General features: G+C 70.0%; 14 protein-coding genes. 11 read left to right on the top strand and 3 right to left on the bottom strand.

Annotated elements, in window-relative coordinates; translation table 11 throughout:
• The first annotated feature begins 35 nt into the window (after positions 1-35).
• The 4 genes from ACIQBL_RS34445 (at position 36) to ACIQBL_RS34430 (ending at position 4337) form a co-directional block, all read left to right on the top strand.
• Positions 36-2504: an RNA polymerase sigma factor gene (locus ACIQBL_RS34445; protein WP_401948948.1), complete on the top strand. Its 2469-nt coding sequence runs from the start codon at positions 36-38 to the stop codon at positions 2502-2504.
• 29 nt (positions 2505-2533) lie between these two features.
• Positions 2534-2884 carry an NAD(P)-binding domain-containing protein gene (locus ACIQBL_RS34440; RefSeq protein WP_401948945.1) on the top strand — a complete coding sequence of 117 codons (351 nt, stop codon included), beginning with the start codon at positions 2534-2536 and terminating at the stop codon, positions 2882-2884.
• Between the two features lie 244 nt (positions 2885-3128).
• Positions 3129-3209, top strand: a complete 81-nt coding sequence (locus ACIQBL_RS34435) for a tryptorubin family RiPP precursor (RefSeq protein WP_356382820.1) — start codon at positions 3129-3131, stop codon at positions 3207-3209.
• 66 nt (positions 3210-3275) lie between these two features.
• The gene (locus ACIQBL_RS34430) at positions 3276-4337 is read left to right on the top strand and encodes a cytochrome P450 (RefSeq protein WP_401948943.1); all 1062 of its coding nucleotides are present in this window, start codon (positions 3276-3278) and stop codon (positions 4335-4337) included.
• On the opposite strand, the gene ACIQBL_RS34425 is transcribed toward ACIQBL_RS34430, so the two are convergent.
• Both ACIQBL_RS34425 and ACIQBL_RS34420 read right to left on the bottom strand, forming a co-directional pair.
• On the bottom strand, positions 4324-5007 hold the full coding sequence (locus ACIQBL_RS34425; RefSeq protein ID WP_401948941.1) for a glycerophosphodiester phosphodiesterase: 684 nt from the start codon (positions 5005-5007) through the stop codon (positions 4324-4326). The genes ACIQBL_RS34430 and ACIQBL_RS34425 overlap by 14 nt on opposite strands.
• 37 nt (positions 5008-5044) lie before the next feature.
• Positions 5045-6112 (bottom strand): adenosine deaminase, encoded by a 1068-nt coding sequence (locus tag ACIQBL_RS34420; RefSeq protein WP_401948938.1) that lies wholly within the window; start codon positions 6110-6112, stop codon positions 5045-5047.
• 274 nt (positions 6113-6386) lie between these two features.
• Between ACIQBL_RS34420 and ACIQBL_RS34415 the strand changes: the two genes are divergently transcribed.
• A complete protein-coding gene (locus tag ACIQBL_RS34415) occupies positions 6387-7208 on the top strand; it encodes a DUF4190 domain-containing protein (protein WP_401948935.1) in 822 nt (273 codons plus the stop codon).
• 277 nt (positions 7209-7485) lie between these two features.
• Here the strand turns inward: ACIQBL_RS34415 and ACIQBL_RS34410 are convergent, their stop codons facing one another.
• A complete protein-coding gene (locus ACIQBL_RS34410; protein WP_401948933.1) occupies positions 7486-8079 on the bottom strand; it encodes an NADAR family protein in 594 nt (197 codons plus the stop codon).
• Between the two features lie 211 nt (positions 8080-8290).
• Between ACIQBL_RS34410 and ACIQBL_RS34405 the strand changes: the two genes are divergently transcribed.
• The 6 genes from ACIQBL_RS34405 to ACIQBL_RS34380 are packed head-to-tail and all read left to right on the top strand — an operon-like array spanning position 8291 to position 15474.
• A complete protein-coding gene (locus tag ACIQBL_RS34405; RefSeq protein WP_401948930.1) occupies positions 8291-9835 on the top strand; it encodes a gamma-aminobutyraldehyde dehydrogenase in 1545 nt (514 codons plus the stop codon).
• A 47-nt stretch (positions 9836-9882) separates the two neighbouring features.
• A complete protein-coding gene (locus tag ACIQBL_RS34400; protein ID WP_401948927.1) occupies positions 9883-11130 on the top strand; it encodes a PotD/PotF family extracellular solute-binding protein in 1248 nt (415 codons plus the stop codon).
• 5 nt (positions 11131-11135) lie between these two features.
• Positions 11136-12290 (top strand): ABC transporter ATP-binding protein, encoded by a 1155-nt coding sequence (locus ACIQBL_RS34395; protein ID WP_401948924.1) that lies wholly within the window; start codon positions 11136-11138, stop codon positions 12288-12290.
• Positions 12290-13216, top strand: coding sequence for an ABC transporter permease (locus tag ACIQBL_RS34390; RefSeq protein WP_401948921.1), 927 nt, complete (start codon positions 12290-12292; stop codon positions 13214-13216). The genes ACIQBL_RS34395 and ACIQBL_RS34390 overlap by 1 nt, the downstream gene beginning before the upstream one ends.
• On the top strand, positions 13217-14017 hold the full coding sequence (locus tag ACIQBL_RS34385) for an ABC transporter permease (protein WP_401948918.1): 801 nt from the start codon (positions 13217-13219) through the stop codon (positions 14015-14017).
• Positions 14018-14046: 29 nt separating this feature from the next.
• On the top strand, positions 14047-15474 hold the full coding sequence (locus tag ACIQBL_RS34380) for an NAD(P)/FAD-dependent oxidoreductase (protein WP_401948915.1): 1428 nt from the start codon (positions 14047-14049) through the stop codon (positions 15472-15474).
• Positions 15475-15577 lie beyond the last annotated feature (103 nt).

Below are 15577 nucleotides of genomic sequence, written 5' to 3'. Positions count from 1 at the left end.
GACAGCGGATGATGCCCGGGAGGGCGGGGAGCGACATGGACGGACGACAGTGGCGCCCCACCATCGCGGCGGCGCAGGCCGGTGACCGGCGGGCGCTGGACGAACTGGTCGCGGGCTGGCTGCCGTTGGTCTACAACGTGGTCGGCCGGGCGCTCAACGGCCATGCGGATGTGGACGACGTGGTCCAGGAGACGATGCTGCGAGCCGTCGACCACCTTGCCTCACTCCGCGACCCCGACAGCTTCCGTTCCTGGCTGGTCGCGATCGCCATGCGCCAGATCCGGGACCGGGCGCGCCGCCGCAAGTCCCCCGACCAACTCCCGGACGGGCTAGCGGGAGACGCGGCCGACTTCGCCGAACTCACGGTCCTGCGGCTCCAGTTGGAGGGCCAACGGCGCGAGGTCGCGGAGGCGGTGCGCTGGCTCGACGACGAGGACCGCCAACTCCTCTCCCTGTGGTGGCTGGAGGTCGCCGGCGAACTCACCCGCCGCGAACTGGCGTCGGCGGTAGGCATCAGCCGCCAGCACGCGGCGGTACGCGTCCAGCGGATGAAGGAACGCCTGGAGACCGCCCGAGGCGTCGTCCGCGCCCTCGACGGCGCCTGCCCCGACCTCCGCGACGTCACCGCCCGCTGGGACGGCCGCCGCGACTCGGTCTGGCGCAAACGCCTCGCCCGCCACCTACGAGGCTGCACCTACTGCGGCGACCCCCGCGAGTCCGTCGTACCAGCGGAACGCCTCCTCGTCGGCATCGCCCTCGTGCCCCTCCCCCTCGGCTTCACACTGTCGTTGGCGTTCGGGGCGAAGACGGCGGCGGCTGCGGTGGGGGTGGCGGGTGCGGCGTTTGTGGCGGGGGCGAGTGGGGCGGTAGGGGCGGCGGGGGGAACTGGGTTGGCGGGTGCGGCGGGCGCTGCGGGCGCCGCCGGTTTCGCGGGTGCGGCAGGGTTTGTGGGCTCGGCAGGGGCCGCTGGATTCGTGGGGTCCGCGGGGGCAGTTGGTGCGGCGGGTTCCGTGGGGGCGGCGGGTGCGGCCGGGGCCGCGGGCGCGGCAGGCGCTGCGGGTTCCGTCGGGGCCACTGGCGTAGCGGGCGCTGCGGGCTTCGCCGGGGGCGCGGGTGCCGCAGGGTTCGCGGGTTTGGCTGGGGCTTCTGGCATTGCGGGTGCTGCGGGTTCCGTCGGCGGCGCAGGGTTCGCCGGCTTGGCGGGCGCTTCTGGCATTGCGGGTGCCGGGGGCGTCGCGGGCTCCGCAGGTGCGGTCGGCTCGGTGGGTGCGGCTGGGGCTTCTGGTGCTGCGGGCGTCGCCGGTTCCGCAGGTGCGGTCGGCTCTGCCGGGGCCGTAGGCGCGGCGGGTTCCGTGGGCTCGGTGGGTGCGGCAGGGAGCGTAGGTTCCGCCGGCTCGGCAGGGGCCGTAGGTGCTTCGGGCGTCGGAGGTGCGGCCGGGGCCGCGGGCGTTTCCGGCGCCGGAGGTTCGGTAGGCGCTGCGGGCTTCGGCGGCTCAGCCGGGGCTGCAGGCGCTTCCGGTGCTTCCGGCGTCGTCGGTTCCGCCGGAGCCTCCGGGGCGGTAGGTTCCGCCGGGGGCGCCGGTTCGGGCGGTGCGTCCGCCGGCTGGTCGGCCAAGGTGCTCGGGGTGTTGACGAAGCCCGCCGTCGCCGTTGCGGCGGGGGCGACGATCGCCGCGGGTGGTGTCTACGTCGTCACCCAGTCCCCGAACGACCCACCCCCGAAGGCCCTGGCCCCCACGGCGACAGCGGGCACCCTTCAGCCCTCGTCCACCACCCCGACCACCGCGTCCCCCTCACCGTCCGCATCCCCGTCTTCATCCCCTTCCCCTTCCTCCTCCTCGTCTTCTTCCCCCTCGAAGACGACCACCGCCGCCGGCCCCTACGGCTCGGTCGTCGACGCCGTGGACCGGGCCCCGGACCCGAACACCCCGCCCGCCGTGCTCCCGCACCGCCCCGCGTCCGGCATCACCAGCACCGGCGGCGCGCACGCCACCATGAACCATCGCGGGGACAACGTGACGCTCAGCGGCCAGGGTTACGTCCTCGTCCGCTGGCAGATCTCGCCGCAGTACCGCTCCGGCGCCCTGGTCATGCCCAGTTGGACCGGCCTGAAGGGCAAGCTCTTCCACGTGGCGTCGGGCGGCGGACGTCGTATGGACGACCCCGTCAGCACCACCGACACCACCGCCACCGGCATGGGCAACTCGACCACCGGCTACGACGTCGTGCCCACCGGCACCCAACAGATGTGGCAGAACGAGTACTTCTACGTCGACGGCAGCGTCACCCTCACCGTCAACGAACGCGGCGCCGACTACGGCCTCAACGTCTTCCCCACCACCTGGGACGCCGTGGAGCAGGACATCTCCACCGGCCCCGCCCAGGGCGCGACCCGCTACGGCCTGACCCGCGACACCGGCAAGGACGACACCCCGATCCCCCAGTACGCCACCCGCACCACCCCGGCCGACCCGGCGACCGCGGCTCAGGCATCCCGCGTGTAGTCGTCCCGCGCGGCCATGACCTCGTCACCGTGCGCGAAGGCCCGGGCCTCGGCGGCATGGCGGACGCGCTGGGCACACAGTGGATCGTGGCCGGACACGAAGTGCTGTTCGGTGGACGGGACTTGGGCCGGGCGGCGGCGCCGGCGCGGCGGCGACGAGGCGTATCCGGCAGCCTCCGCGAGGCCGCCGACTTCGGCACCGGCGCCGTACTGATGACGTCGCCCTGGGAGGCGGTGGTCGACGTGGCCCGGCAACTCCCCCTGGAAGGACGGGTGTTGGTCGACTGCACGAACCCGGTCGGCGACGGCTTCCGTCTGCTCACCGCAGGCGGCCCCTCCGCCGCCGAACAACTCGCCGCCGCCCCCTCGGCGTTCCCCTGAGCGGGGACGACGACGAAGCCCTGGCCGTCGTAAGGCGGTTGGTGCGGGACATGGGCTGCGAGCCGTTCGCGGCGGGGGAGTGCCCAATCCATCGCCCCGCCACGGGAGTTGGGGGGCGGCGATGAGCGAACAGACTTGACCAATTCATTGATCTCTCGCTGATTTTCCGTTCATCCACCCGGGGAAGGCTCAGCGGGTCACCGAAAAACGGACACCAGTTCCCGTGTGGAGAGGGGGTGCAGTGATGAAGCTTCTCTTCGCCATCCGTAACAAGGTCTCGGCACGACAGAGCCTGAAGTCGAAGGCCTGGTACCTCTGGTACTGACCGGCAGCTCACCCCCGCCGCGATGTCGACAACGATGTCGCGGCGGGGCCACACCGGGAGATCCCCATGTCCCTGTCGTCACCGCCGCGTGCCGCCCGCACCACCGTGTTGGCCCCCCGGCTGGCCGCACTCCTCCGCGATCACCTCGGCCAGGACGTCTTCCGGCTCGAACCCGACACGATCGGCGTCGCCGGAACCGAGGTCACCGACCGGATCCTGGCCGCCCGCCGCGCCACGGACGCCGAACGGCCCACCTTCAAGCCGCTGCACGGGCGTTCCATCTCCCGCAACGAGGGCGCGTCGGTGATCCGGACCGTCGGCGCCGACGTACGGGAGGCGTTGAAGCGCCCCTTGCCCGAGGACGTTGACCTGACCGGCCCCTGGCCGCTCACCGGGCATCTCTTCCTCCGTGACCTGATGCTCGGTCAGGACCCCTACCGGCTGCGGATGTTGATGAGCCGCAACCTCGAACTGACCACCAAACTCACCTGGTCGGTGATCGCGGTGGGCGCGGCCCTGCCCGGCTGGCCCCGCCCGAGCGAGCGGCTGACCGGCCTCGCCTCCCGGGCCGCCGAGGCCACCGGCTACCACGACCGCCGCCACGCGATGGGCATCTACCGCAGGGCCGCCGCCCCGGTCTGCTTCACCATCTCGACGCTGGTGGCCAACGCCCTCTGGCTGGGCGCCCCCTTCGACGACGCCACGCCGAACCGGAACATCATCCACGAGTCCCTGCGCCTGTTGCCGCCGTCGTGGAACATCCTGCGCAACGCCTCACCCGAGTACCCGGCCGTCGACAGCCGCATCGGCGCGCGGGACGACGTGCTCCTTCTTCCGCTCCTCTCCCACCGTGACCCGGCCCTGTGGGAGGCCCCCGAGGAGTTCCGCCCCGAGCGCTGGGACGGTCTCGACCCCGACACGACTCCCGGCTACCTTCCCTTCGGACACTCCTCCGAGCGCTGCTGGGGCCGCCACATGGTCATGCCGCTCGCCGAACTCCTCCTCGACCGCATCCGGGCCGCAGGACTGGTGGTCGACCCGAAGCAGCGGGTCGGCAGGGTGCCGCTCCTCGGCCTGCTCGGGGTGGAGGAAGTACGGCTGACGAAGCCGGCCCTCAGCCCTTCCTGAGCCCGCACAGCACGTCGACGCGGTTGGTGGTGATCGAGTCGACGCCCATGTCGAGGAGGCGCCGCATCGAACGCCGGGTGTCCGGGGTCCAGACCGAGAGGAGGTAGCCGTCCCGGTGGACGCGTGCGGTGAGGTCCCGGTCGACCAGGGTGAAGCGGTAGTTGAGCCAGCGCGGCCGTACCGCGTCGAGCACCGCGGGACGCGGCGGCGCGAGCGAGGTCCAGGTGAGGGCGATCTCGGCGGCCGGGTCGGCCGCGCGGACGGCGAGCATCGCGTCGGCGCCCGCGCAGTAGTACGCCCGGTCGTCCGCCCCGCACTCCCGGATCACGTCCACGACCCGCCGCACGGCCCGCGCGTCGGCGGGCCCGGGCAGGTCGACCATCACCCGGCCGCCCTCGGTCGCGGCCAGCGCCTCCTCCAGCGTCGGCACCCCGCCGTCGGTGAGCCCGCGCACCTCGTCCACCGACAGCGACTTCAGCGGCCGGTCCACTTCCCACAGCCGCTTCAGCGTCTCGTCGTGCAGCAGCACGGGTACGTCGTCACGGGTCAGCCGTACGTCGAACTCGACGGCGTCCGCGCCCTGTTCGAGCGCGGAACGCAGTGAGTCGGTGGTGTTCTCACGGACGCGGTAGGGGTCGCCGCGATGGGCCACGGCGGTCACGTTCTGCATGAGCTCATTGTGCTGGTTGCTCGGGGAACGCCGGTGGTCAGGGGGCGAGCCACGCCGAGGTGTACGTGTCGATCTCCTCGTTGATACGGGCCTTGCCGGCCGGGTCAAGGAAGGAGGCCGTCACGGCGTTCTTCGCCAGGTCCGCGACACCGCGCTCGTCCAGGTCGAGGAGGCGGGCGGCGACCGCGTACTCGTTGTTGAGGTCGGTGCCGAACATCGGCGGGTCGTCGGAGTTGACCGTGACGAGGACCCCGGCGCGTACGAACTCCCTGATCGGGTGCTCGTCGAGGGTGCGGACGGCGCGGGTGGCGATGTTGGAGGTCGGGCAGACCTCCAACGCGATGCCGCGCTCGGCGAGATGGGCGAGCAGCTTGGGGTCCTGGGCGGAACTCGTGCCGTGCCCGATGCGCTCGGCACGCAGGTCGTTCAGGGCGTCCCAGACCGTCTCGGGTCCGGTCGTCTCACCGGCGTGCGGCACCGAGCGCAGGCCGGCGGCGATGGCCCGGTCGAAGTACGGCTTGAACTGCGGCCGGGGCACCCCGATCTCCGGCCCGCCGAGCCCGAACGACACCAGCCCCTCGGGCCGCAGCCGGTCGTCGGTGGCCATCCGCACGGTCTCCTCGGCGGACACGAGCCCGGCCTCACCGGGAATGTCGAAGCACCACCGCAGTACGGTCCCGAACTCCGCCTCGGCCGCCTTGCGGGCGTCCTCGATCGCGTCCATGAACGCCCGCTCGTCGATCCCGCGCCGCGTCGACGAGAACGGCGTGATGGTCAACTCCGCGTACCGCACCTGCTGCCGGGCCATGTCTCGGGCGACTTCGTACGTCAGCAGCCGCACGTCTTCCGGCGTCCGAATGAGGTCGACCACGGACAGATAGACATCGATGAAATGCGCGAAGTCCGTGAAGCTGAAGTAGTCGACCAAGGCCTCGGGGTCGGTGGGCACCTGGGAGTCGGGGTGACGGGCGGCCAGCTCCGACACGATCCGCGGGGAGGCGGAGCCGACATGGTGGACATGCAACTCGGCCTTCGGCAGCCCGGCGATGAAGGCATGCAGCTCGCGGGCCTGACCGGCGACGGGTACGGCGCTGTGGTCGGACAAGGTTCCTCCCCGGAACGGCGCCCCGGGCTGTGCCGAGCGGGACGCGGGTGATCGGCTGATCGATGACTCGGGATCATCGTAGGCCGGGACGGGCGGGGGCGCGCCGGGGTGGTGGGTCGGGGCCGGTGGGCAGCGGCCGGCTGGGAGTGGTGGTGCCGTCCGTGGTGTCCGGTGGGGCGGACGGCTCCCGTGGCCGCCCCACGTGGCGGCACCGCCGGCGGAACGCTCTAGCATGGTCGGTCTGACGATCGACCGACGGGGACGGGGACGAGACGTGGGGGACCAGACACAGCCGGACGACGGCACGGGAGCGAACCGCGACCCGTGGGCGCCGCCGGAGAGCAGGCCGTCGCTGGAGAAGAACGTGCCGCAGCAGCCGGCGCCCGGACAGCAGCCCGCGCCCGGGCAGTGGTCCGCTCCGCAGGACCGGCAGCCTCCGCCGCAGTCGCCGTCCGTGCACAACCAGGCCACGGTGACCTCCCTGCCGTCCGACGGCTTCGCCCCGCCCGCACCCGGCGCGCCTCCCCAGGCCCCCGGCTACGGTCAGCCCGGCACACCGCCCGGCCTCCCCAGTTACGGCGCTCCCGGCTACGGCCAGCCCAACGCCCCCGGCGGTCCAGGAATGCCGGGCGGCCCCGGAATGCAGGGCGCCCCGGGAATGCCCGGCGGCTACGGCTACCCCGGCTACCCCGGCTACCCCGGCTACCCCGGCTACCCGCAGGGCTACGGCTGGCCCGGTATGCCGATGGCGCCGCAGAACAACATGGGCACCGCTGCGATGGTGCTGGGCATCCTGTCCTGCTGCCTGTTCTGCATCTACGGCGTCGTGTCCCTGGCTCTCGGTGTCACCGCGATCATCCTCGGCGTCAAGGGCAAGAAGCGGGCGGACCGGGGCGAGGCCACGAACCGAGGTCAGGCCCAGGCGGGTTTCATCACGGGCATCGTCGGGACCTTTCTCGGCGTCGCCACGATCGCCTTGATGATCATCTTCATCGCGTTCGCCGTCAAACACGGCAACGACACCGACACCACGAACTCCGACCCGTCCTTCAACTCGGCCCCCAGCCTGACGGCACCGCTCCAGCCCCAGGTCTGATCCGAGTGAGTCCGTGCCGGAGGTCCTGGATGCTCTCGCCGCAAACGTGACACTTCCTACCGTGAGTGTCACATTCGCGAAATCGGCACCCGGCCGCCCGTGGATTCGCCAACAGCGTCCGGTATCCCGGTGGCCGGGGGCTGCGCACCCAAGCCACCGAGCTCCCCCGCTCCAGCGGCCCGGGCTACTCAGACCACCGGCCCCCTTCCCACAGCCGCCGAGCCCCCGCTGCCCCCCCCTCAAGCCGCCGGCCCCGGAGCCGCACACTCCGCCCCCGTCACCCCTCCCGCAACCGCCCCCGCGCCTCCATCAACGCGAACCCCAGCAGATTCGGCCCCCGCCACCGCTCGGGATCCTCCGCCGCCGGATCGTCCGCCGCGAGGCCTATGCCCCACACCCGGTCCACCGGACTAGCCTCCACCAGCACACGCTCGCCCGTGCCCAGCAGATACGCCCGCAGTTCCGCGTCCGCCGCGAACTTGTGGACGCTCCCCTCGACGACGATCCCGAACCGCTCCCGCGTCCACGTCTCCTCGTCGAAGCCGCGCACCAGCCGCCCCGCCTTCTTGGCCAGGGACGGATGACCCGCCGCCAGCACCCGCGCGAGGGCGTCCTCGTCGCCGAACAGCCGTGCCTTGCCCGCCATCATCCAGTGCTCGGCGGTCGCATACGTCACCCCGGCCACGGAAAACGGCGACGGCCACCACTGGCTCAGACAGCTCGCGCCCACGCGGCCGTCCGGATGCGGCCGGTGGCCCCAGAAGCGCAGGTATTTGACCCTGGTCCCGGCGCGCACTTCCCTGATCAGGGCTTCCTGCGAATCGATCTTTCGCGCGACCTCTCCCGCGAGCTTCCCCGTGATCTTTTCCATACACGCGAGTCTTGCAGGCACCACTGACACTCCGTCCCCCCTTTTCCACCCGGACTCGACACCTGGTCGACAGATTCCGTCGCGTAACCAAAAGGCAACAACGGAATCACTTGTTGGAGTCCCTTTGCTCTGTCAGGATCAGCACTCAAATCGAGCTGGAGCTACGCCACCCGCCAGCGGACGAAGCGGGGCGAAGGCGGAGGAGAGCGACATGCACAACCCGGGCAGCGTCACCCCGGAACGATTCCCCGCACAGGAGTACTTCGCGGACGGCGCGCAGTTCATCGCGGGCCGCCCGGCTAAGGGCACCTCGGGCCGTACCCACACGGTCGTCGACCCGGCCACCGGCGAGGACGTCTACACGTACGAGCTGGCCGGCACCGCCGACGTGGACGCGGCTGTGGCCGCCGCCCGCGCCGCCTTCCCGGGCTGGTCGGGCGCCACGCCCGGCGAGCGGTCCGACGCGCTGCACCGCTTCGCCGCCGTGCTCGCCGAACGCGCGGACGACTTCGCCCGCGCCGAGTCCCTCCAGTGCGGCAAGCCCCTGAAGCTGACCCGCGAGTTCGACGTCCCCGGGACGATCGACAACACCGCCTTCTTCGCGGGTGCCGCACGGCATCTGCAGGGGCAGTCGGCCGGTGAGTACTCCGGCGACCACACCTCGTACGTACGCCGTGAACCCATCGGTGTCGTCGGCTCCATCGCGCCCTGGAACTATCCCCTCCAGATGGCCGCCTGGAAGATCCTCCCGGCGATCGCCGCGGGCAACACGATCGTGCTGAAGCCCGCCGAGCTGACCCCGCTCACCTCGCTGATGTTCGCGCAGGCCGCCACCGACGCGGGCATCCCGGACGGTGTCATCAACATCGTCACCGGCACCGGGAAGGTCGCCGGTGAGCATCTCGTCGGGCACCCGGATGTCGCCATGACCTCCTTCACCGGGTCCACCGCCGTCGGCAAGCGCGTCGCCGAGATCGCCACCGCCACCGTCAAGCGCCTCCACCTGGAGCTGGGCGGCAAGGCACCCTTCGTGGTCTTCGACGACGCCGACCTCGACGCCGCCGTCAACGGAGCCGTCGCCGGTTCGCTCATCAACACCGGGCAGGACTGCACGGCCGCCACGCGCGCGTACGTGCAACGGCCCCTCTACGACGCGTTCGTCCAGAAGACCGCCGCCCTCATGGCGTCCGTACGGGTCGGCGACCCCTTCGCCCCCGGTACCGACCTCGGCCCGCTGATCTCGCACGTCCAGCGCGACCGCGTCGCCGGGTTCGTCGACCGGGCGCGTGCCTACGCGCGCGTGGTGACCGGTGGTGAGGCTCCTCAGGGAGATCTCAAGAACGGTGCCTACTATCGCCCCACTCTGGTCGCGGACGCCGCCCAGGACAGCGAGATCGTGCAGTCGGAGCTCTTCGGCCCCGTGCTCGTCGTGCTGCCCTTCGACACCGACGACGAGGGCATCGCGCTCGCCAACGACACCCCGTACGGGCTCGCCGCCTCCGCGTGGAGCCGCGACGTCTACCGGGCCAACCGCGCGACCCGCGAGATCAAGGCGGGCTGCGTGTGGATCAACGACCACATCCCGATCATCAGCGAGATGCCCCACGGCGGTTACAAGGCGTCCGGCTTCGGCAGGGACATGTCCGCCTACTCGTTCGAGGAGTACACCCAGATCAAGCACGTCATGTTCGACAACACCGCGGTCGCCAGGAAGGACTGGCACCGCACGATCTTCGGGGACCGACAGCAGAACTGACGGCCGCGTCGACCGCAGCCGTCTCCTCCCGAAAGGGCAGCACGCGCATGAAGCAGTACGAGCCCGACCGCCTGACCCCGGCCGAAGTGGCCGCCGTGCGGCGCAGCTTCCGCAAGAGCAGGTCCGCGATGACCCGCCGATCGGTGCTGCGCGCCTCCGCGGGCGGCGCGCTCGCGGTCGGCGGACTCGGGGCCCTGAGCGGCTGCGGGATCCCCGCGGCGGGCAAGACGCAGGGCGGGGTGTCCGCCGACGACCACTCGGCCAAGGAGAAGGAGATCGACTTCTCCAACTGGCCCGAGTACATCGACGTCGACGACAGCGGCAAGCACCGTCCGACGCTGGACGCGTTCACCAAGCGGACCGGCATCAAGGTCAAGTACACCGAGGACATCAACGACAACGACGAGTTCTTCGGCAAGATCCAGCCGCAGCTCGCCGCCGGCCAGGACACCGGCCGCGACCTCATCGTCCTCACCGACTGGCTGGCCGCCCGCATGATCCGCCTGGGCTACGTCCAGAAACTGGACGCCTCGAACCTGCCGCACGCCTTCGCCAACCTGTCGGACCAGTTCCGCAGCCCCGACTGGGACCCGGGCCGGGCGTACTCGTACGTGTGGCAGGGCATCTCGACCGTCATCGCCTACAACAAGAAGGCGCTCGACGGCGTCGAGGTGAAGTCGATCTCCGACCTGCTCGACAACCCCAAGCTCAAGGGCCGCGTCGGCTTCCTCACCGAGATGCGCGACTCCGTCGGCATGACCATGCTCGACATGGGCAAGGACCCGGCGAAGTTCACCACCGACGACTACGACGCGGTCATCGCCCGCCTCCAGAAGGCCGTCGACAAGGGCCAGATCCGCCGCTTCACCGGCAACGACTACACGTCCGACCTCACCAAGGGCGACTTCGCGGCCTGTGTCGCCTGGGGCGGCGACATCGTGCAGCTCCAGTCGGACAACCCGGACGTCGGCTATGTGATTCCGGAAGCCGGCTACATGACGTCGACCGACAACATGCTGATCCCCAACAAGGCGCGCCACAAGACGAACGCCGAGCGGCTGATCGACTACTACTACGAGCCCGAACCGGCCGCCGAACTCGCCGCCTACATCAACTACGTGAGCCCGGTCGCGGACGTGAAGCCCTACCTCGCCAAGATCGACAAGTCGGCCGCGGACAACCCGCTGATCCTCCCCGACAAGGCCATGCAGGCCAAGTCCCACGCCTTCCGCTCCCTGAGCTCGAAGGAAGAGACGGCCTACCAGCAGAAGTTCGCAAAGCTCACAGGGGCGTGACGACGATGAACACCAAGGACACCAGCGGCGACGTCCGCCTCTCCGGCATCAGCAAGACCTACGACAACGGCTTCACCGCAGTCCAGCCGCTCGACCTGACCGTCCCCCAGGGCTCCTTCTTCGCCCTGCTCGGCGCCTCCGGCTGCGGCAAGACCACCACCCTGCGCATGATCGCGGGCCTGGAGGAACCTTCCTCCGGCACCGTCCACCTCGGCGACCAGGAAGTCACCCACCTCCCGCCCTACAAGCGGCCGGTGAACACCGTCTTCCAGTCCTACGCTCTCTTCCCGCACCTCGACATCTTCGAGAACGTCGCCTTCGGTCTGCGCCGGCGCGGCATCAAGTCGGTGAAGCAGCAGGTCGTCGACATGCTCGACCTGGTCCAACTCGGCGAGCAGGCCCGCAAGAAGCCGCACCAACTGTCGGGTGGCCAGCAGCAGCGTGTCGCCGTCGCCCGCGCGCTCATCAACCACCCCAAGGTGCTGCTCCTCGACGAACCCCTCGGCGCCCTCGACCTCAAGCTGCGCCGCCAGATGCAGCTGGAGCTCAAGCGCATCCAGACCGAGGTCGGCATCACGTTCATCCACGTCACGCACGACCAGGAGGAGGCCATGACCATGGCCGACACGGTCGCCGTGATGAACGCGGGCCGCGTCGAGCAACTCGGCTCGCCCAGCGACCTCTACGAGAACCCGAACACCACCTTCGTCGCCAACTTCCTCGGCACCTCCAACCTCATCGAGGCCGAGGTCGACTCCAAGAGCGGCGACGAGATCATCCTCAAGGCGGGCGGCGGCAAGCTCGTCCTGCCCGAGGCGCGCTGTTCGGCGCCCACGACGACCGGCGGCAAGGTCCTGGTCGGCGTACGCCCCGAGAAGATCACCCTCACGCACGCCGACGACGCGGGCGAGATCCCGGCCGGCCGCAACCGCATCACCGGCAAGATCGCCGACTCCAGCTTCATCGGCGTCTCCACCCAGTACGTCATCGACAGCCCCGTCTGCCCCGAGTTCGAGGTCTACGCCCAGAACATCGACCGCGACACCCGGCTGGTGCCCGGCGCCGACGTCGTCCTGCACTGGAACCCGGCCCACACCTTCGGCCTCGACGCGGCCCAGGACATCGACGCCGGCGTCGACATCGAGGAGGAGGCCGCCTGATGGCCGCTGTCACCGAGGCGCCGCCCCTGGCGCCCGCGCCGGAGGAGAAGCCTCCGCGCAAGAGGAGGGGCCGCTGGACGCCGTACTGGCTGCTCCTGCCCGGCATCCTCTGGCTGATCGTCTTCTTCGCGCTGCCGATGATCTACCAGGGCTCCACGTCGATCCAGACGGGCTCCCTGGAGGACGGCTACAAGGTCACCTGGCACCTCGCGACCTACTGGGACGCGCTGTCCGAGTACTGGCCGCAGTTCCTGCGCTCGGTCTTCTACGCCGCCGCCGCGACCATCCTCTGTCTGCTGCTGGGGTACCCGCTGGCGTACCTCATCGCCTTCCGCGCGGGACGCTGGCGCAACCTGATCATGATCCTGGTGATCGCGCCGTTCTTCACCAGCTTCCTGATCCGCACGCTCGCCTGGAAGACGATCCTCGCGGACAGCGGCCCGGTCGTCAGCGTCCTCAACACGCTGCACGTCCTGGACGTCACCAACTGGCTCGGCTGGACCTCGGGCGACCGCGTCCTCGCCACCCCGCTCGCGGTGGTGTGCGGACTGACGTACAACTTCCTGCCGTTCATGATCCTGCCGCTCTACACCTCGCTGGAGCGCATCGACGGACGGCTGCACGAGGCGGCCGGCGACCTGTACGCCAAGCCGTTCACCACCTTCCGCAAGGTCACCTTCCCGCTGTCGATGCCCGGCGTCGTCTCCGGCACCCTGCTGACCTTCATCCCGGCGGCCGGTGACTACGTCAACGCCGAACTCCTCGGCTCCACCGACACCCGCATGATCGGAAACGTGATCCAGACGCAGTTCCTGCGCATTCTGGACTACCCGACAGCGGCGGCACTCTCCTTCATCCTCATGGCCGCCATCCTCGCCATGGTGACCGTCTACATTCGCAAGTCCGGGACGGAGGATCTGGTCTAAATGGCCGTCGTACGCTGGTTCAAGCGCCATTTCGTCGTCATCGCCGGGCTGTTGACGCTCGGATATCTCCTTCTCCCGAACGTCATCGTCACGGTGTTCTCCTTCAACAAGCCGAAGGGGCGCTTCAATTACGAGTGGCAGCAGTTCTCGCTGGACGCCTGGAAGCAGCCGTGCGGTGTCGCCGACATGTGCGGCTCGCTGAGCATCAGCCTCCAGATCGCCGTCTGGGCGACGATCGGCGCCACCCTCCTCGGCACGATGATCGCCTTCGCGCTGGTCCGCTACCGCTTCCGCGCACGTGGCGCGATCAACTCGCTGATCTTCCTGCCGATGGCGATGCCCGAGGTCGTCATGGCGGCCTCGCTGCTCACCTTGTTTCTCAACATGGGCGCCCAACTGGGCTTCTACACCATCCTGATCGCCCACATCATGTTCTGCCTCAGCTTCGTCGTCACCGCCGTCAAGGCCCGCGTGATGTCGATGGACCCGCGCCTGGAACAGGCCGCCCAGGACCTCTACGCCGGCCCGGCGCAGACCTTCCTGCGCGTCACCCTGCCCATCGCGGCCCCCGGAATCGCGGCGGGCGCGCTGCTCTCCTTCGCGCTCTCCTTCGACGATTTCATCATCACCAATTTCAACGCGGGTTCGACCGTCACCTTCCCCATGTTCGTCTGGGGTTCGGCACAGCGCGGCACACCCGTTCAGATCAATGTCATCGGTACGGCCATGTTCCTCGTCGCCGTATTGTTGGTGCTCTTCTCGATGGCGATCACCAACCGCCGCAACAAGGTAAAGGCGTAACCGTACTATCCCTGTAGGGAGTTGAAATCATGGCCCCGAGCGCCATGAGCCGTACCAACAACTGGACCAAATCCCTTTCCGAAGCCCGGCCGGTCCCGTACTGGCTGGACGACCCCGGCAAACCCCACCCCGAACCCGCGCTCACCGGCGGCGAGACCTGCGATCTGCTGGTCGTCGGCGGCGGTTACAGCGGACTGTGGACCGCGCTCCTCGCGAAGGAGCGCGACCCGCAGCGGGACGTGGTGCTGCTGGAGGGCCGCGAGGTGGGCTGGGCCGCCTCAGGCCGCAACGGCGGCTTCTGTGCCGCCTCGCTCACCCACGGCCTGTCCAACGGCCTCACCCGCTGGCCCGACGAGATCCACCAACTGGAGGAGCTGGGCGCCCGCAACCTCGACGAGATCGAGAGCGCGGTCGTCCGCTACTCCCTGGACTGCGAGTTCGAGCGCACCGGCGAGATCGACGTCGCCACCGAACCGCACCAGGCCGAGGAACTCCACCACTGGTACGGCGAGTTGGAGCGCAAGGGCCTCGCCGACGGCACCGAGTTCCTCGACGCCGAAGCGGTCAGGGAACAGGTCGCCTCGCCGACCTTCCTTGCCGGTCTGTACGACAGCCGGGGCGTCGCGATGCTCAACCCGGCCAAGCTGGCCTGGGGGTTGAAGCGCGCCTGCCTCCAACTCGGCGTCCGCGTCTACGAACACACCCCCGCCCTCGCCCTCAAGCCGTACGGCGCCGGCATGGCCGTACGCACCCCCTACGGCTCGGTCCGCGCCCGCCGGGTCGCGCTCGGCACCAACATCTTCCCGAACCTGGTCAAGCGGGTCCGCTCGTACACCGTCCCGGTCTACGACTACGCGCTGATGACCGAGCCGCTCTCCGCCGACCAGTTGGCGTCGATCGGCTGGAAGAACCGCCAGGGCCTCGGGGATTCGGCGAACCAGTTCCACTACTTCCGGCTGTCCGCCGACAACCGCATCCTGTGGGGCGGTTACGACGCGATCTATCCGTACGGCGGCCGGGTGCGCGCCGAGTACGACGACCGGCCGGAGACGTACGCGAAGCTCGCCGAGCACTTCTTCACCTGCTTCCCGCAGCTGGAGGGCCTCAACTTCTCGCACGCGTGGGGCGGCGCGATCGACACCTGCTCGCGCTTCTCGGCGTTCTTCGGCACCGCCCACCAGGGCAAGGTGGCCTACGCGGCGGGCTTCACCGGACTCGGTGTCGGCGCCACCCGCTTCGGCGCGGACGTGATGCTGGACCTGCTCGCGGGGGAGCGTACCGAGCGCACGGAACTCGAGATGGTCCGCAAAAAGCCGCTGCCCTTCCCGCCCGAGCCCTTCGCCTGGACCGGCATCGCGCTCACCAAGTGGTCGCTGGCCCGCGCGGACGACCACGGCGGCCGGCGCAACCTGTGGCTGAAGACGATGGACAAGCTGGGCCTCGGCTTCGACAGTTGAGCCGCGCGGCTTCCTGCGGGTGTGATCCGGTTCACTCCAACGAGGAGCCGGAACCCGCGTAATGCCCGCCGGGTACCTCCCTCTCTCCTGTGACGCGACCAGC

Source organism: Streptomyces sp. NPDC088350, assembly GCF_044753545.1.
Taxonomy (GTDB): domain Bacteria; phylum Actinomycetota; class Actinomycetes; order Streptomycetales; family Streptomycetaceae; genus Streptomyces.
Note: the sequence above shows the minus strand (reverse complement) of the source record. Positions and strands in the feature narration are given on the sequence as shown.

Excerpts from the sequence above, each read along its gene's own strand:
- ACIQBL_RS34395 (WP_401948924.1), top strand. The coding sequence starts at position 11,136 with ATGAACACCAAGGACACCAGCGGCGACGTCCGCCTCTCCGGCATCAGC.
- ACIQBL_RS34390 (WP_401948921.1), top strand. The coding sequence starts at position 12,290 with ATGGCCGCTGTCACCGAGGCGCCGCCCCTGGCGCCCGCGCCGGAGGAG.
- ACIQBL_RS34385 (WP_401948918.1), top strand. The coding sequence starts at position 13,217 with ATGGCCGTCGTACGCTGGTTCAAGCGCCATTTCGTCGTCATCGCCGGG.
- ACIQBL_RS34380 (WP_401948915.1), top strand. The coding sequence starts at position 14,047 with ATGGCCCCGAGCGCCATGAGCCGTACCAACAACTGGACCAAATCCCTT.
- ACIQBL_RS34400 (WP_401948927.1), top strand. The coding sequence starts at position 9,883 with ATGAAGCAGTACGAGCCCGACCGCCTGACCCCGGCCGAAGTGGCCGCC.
- ACIQBL_RS34445 (WP_401948948.1), top strand. The coding sequence starts at position 36 with ATGGACGGACGACAGTGGCGCCCCACCATCGCGGCGGCGCAGGCCGGT.
- ACIQBL_RS34425 (WP_401948941.1), bottom strand. The coding sequence starts at position 5,007 with ATGCAGAACGTGACCGCCGTGGCCCATCGCGGCGACCCCTACCGCGTC.
- ACIQBL_RS34405 (WP_401948930.1), top strand. The coding sequence starts at position 8,291 with ATGCACAACCCGGGCAGCGTCACCCCGGAACGATTCCCCGCACAGGAG.
- ACIQBL_RS34430 (WP_401948943.1), top strand. The coding sequence starts at position 3,276 with ATGTCCCTGTCGTCACCGCCGCGTGCCGCCCGCACCACCGTGTTGGCC.
- ACIQBL_RS34410 (WP_401948933.1), bottom strand. The coding sequence starts at position 8,079 with ATGGAAAAGATCACGGGGAAGCTCGCGGGAGAGGTCGCGCGAAAGATC.
- ACIQBL_RS34435 (WP_356382820.1), top strand. The coding sequence starts at position 3,129 with ATGAAGCTTCTCTTCGCCATCCGTAACAAGGTCTCGGCACGACAGAGC.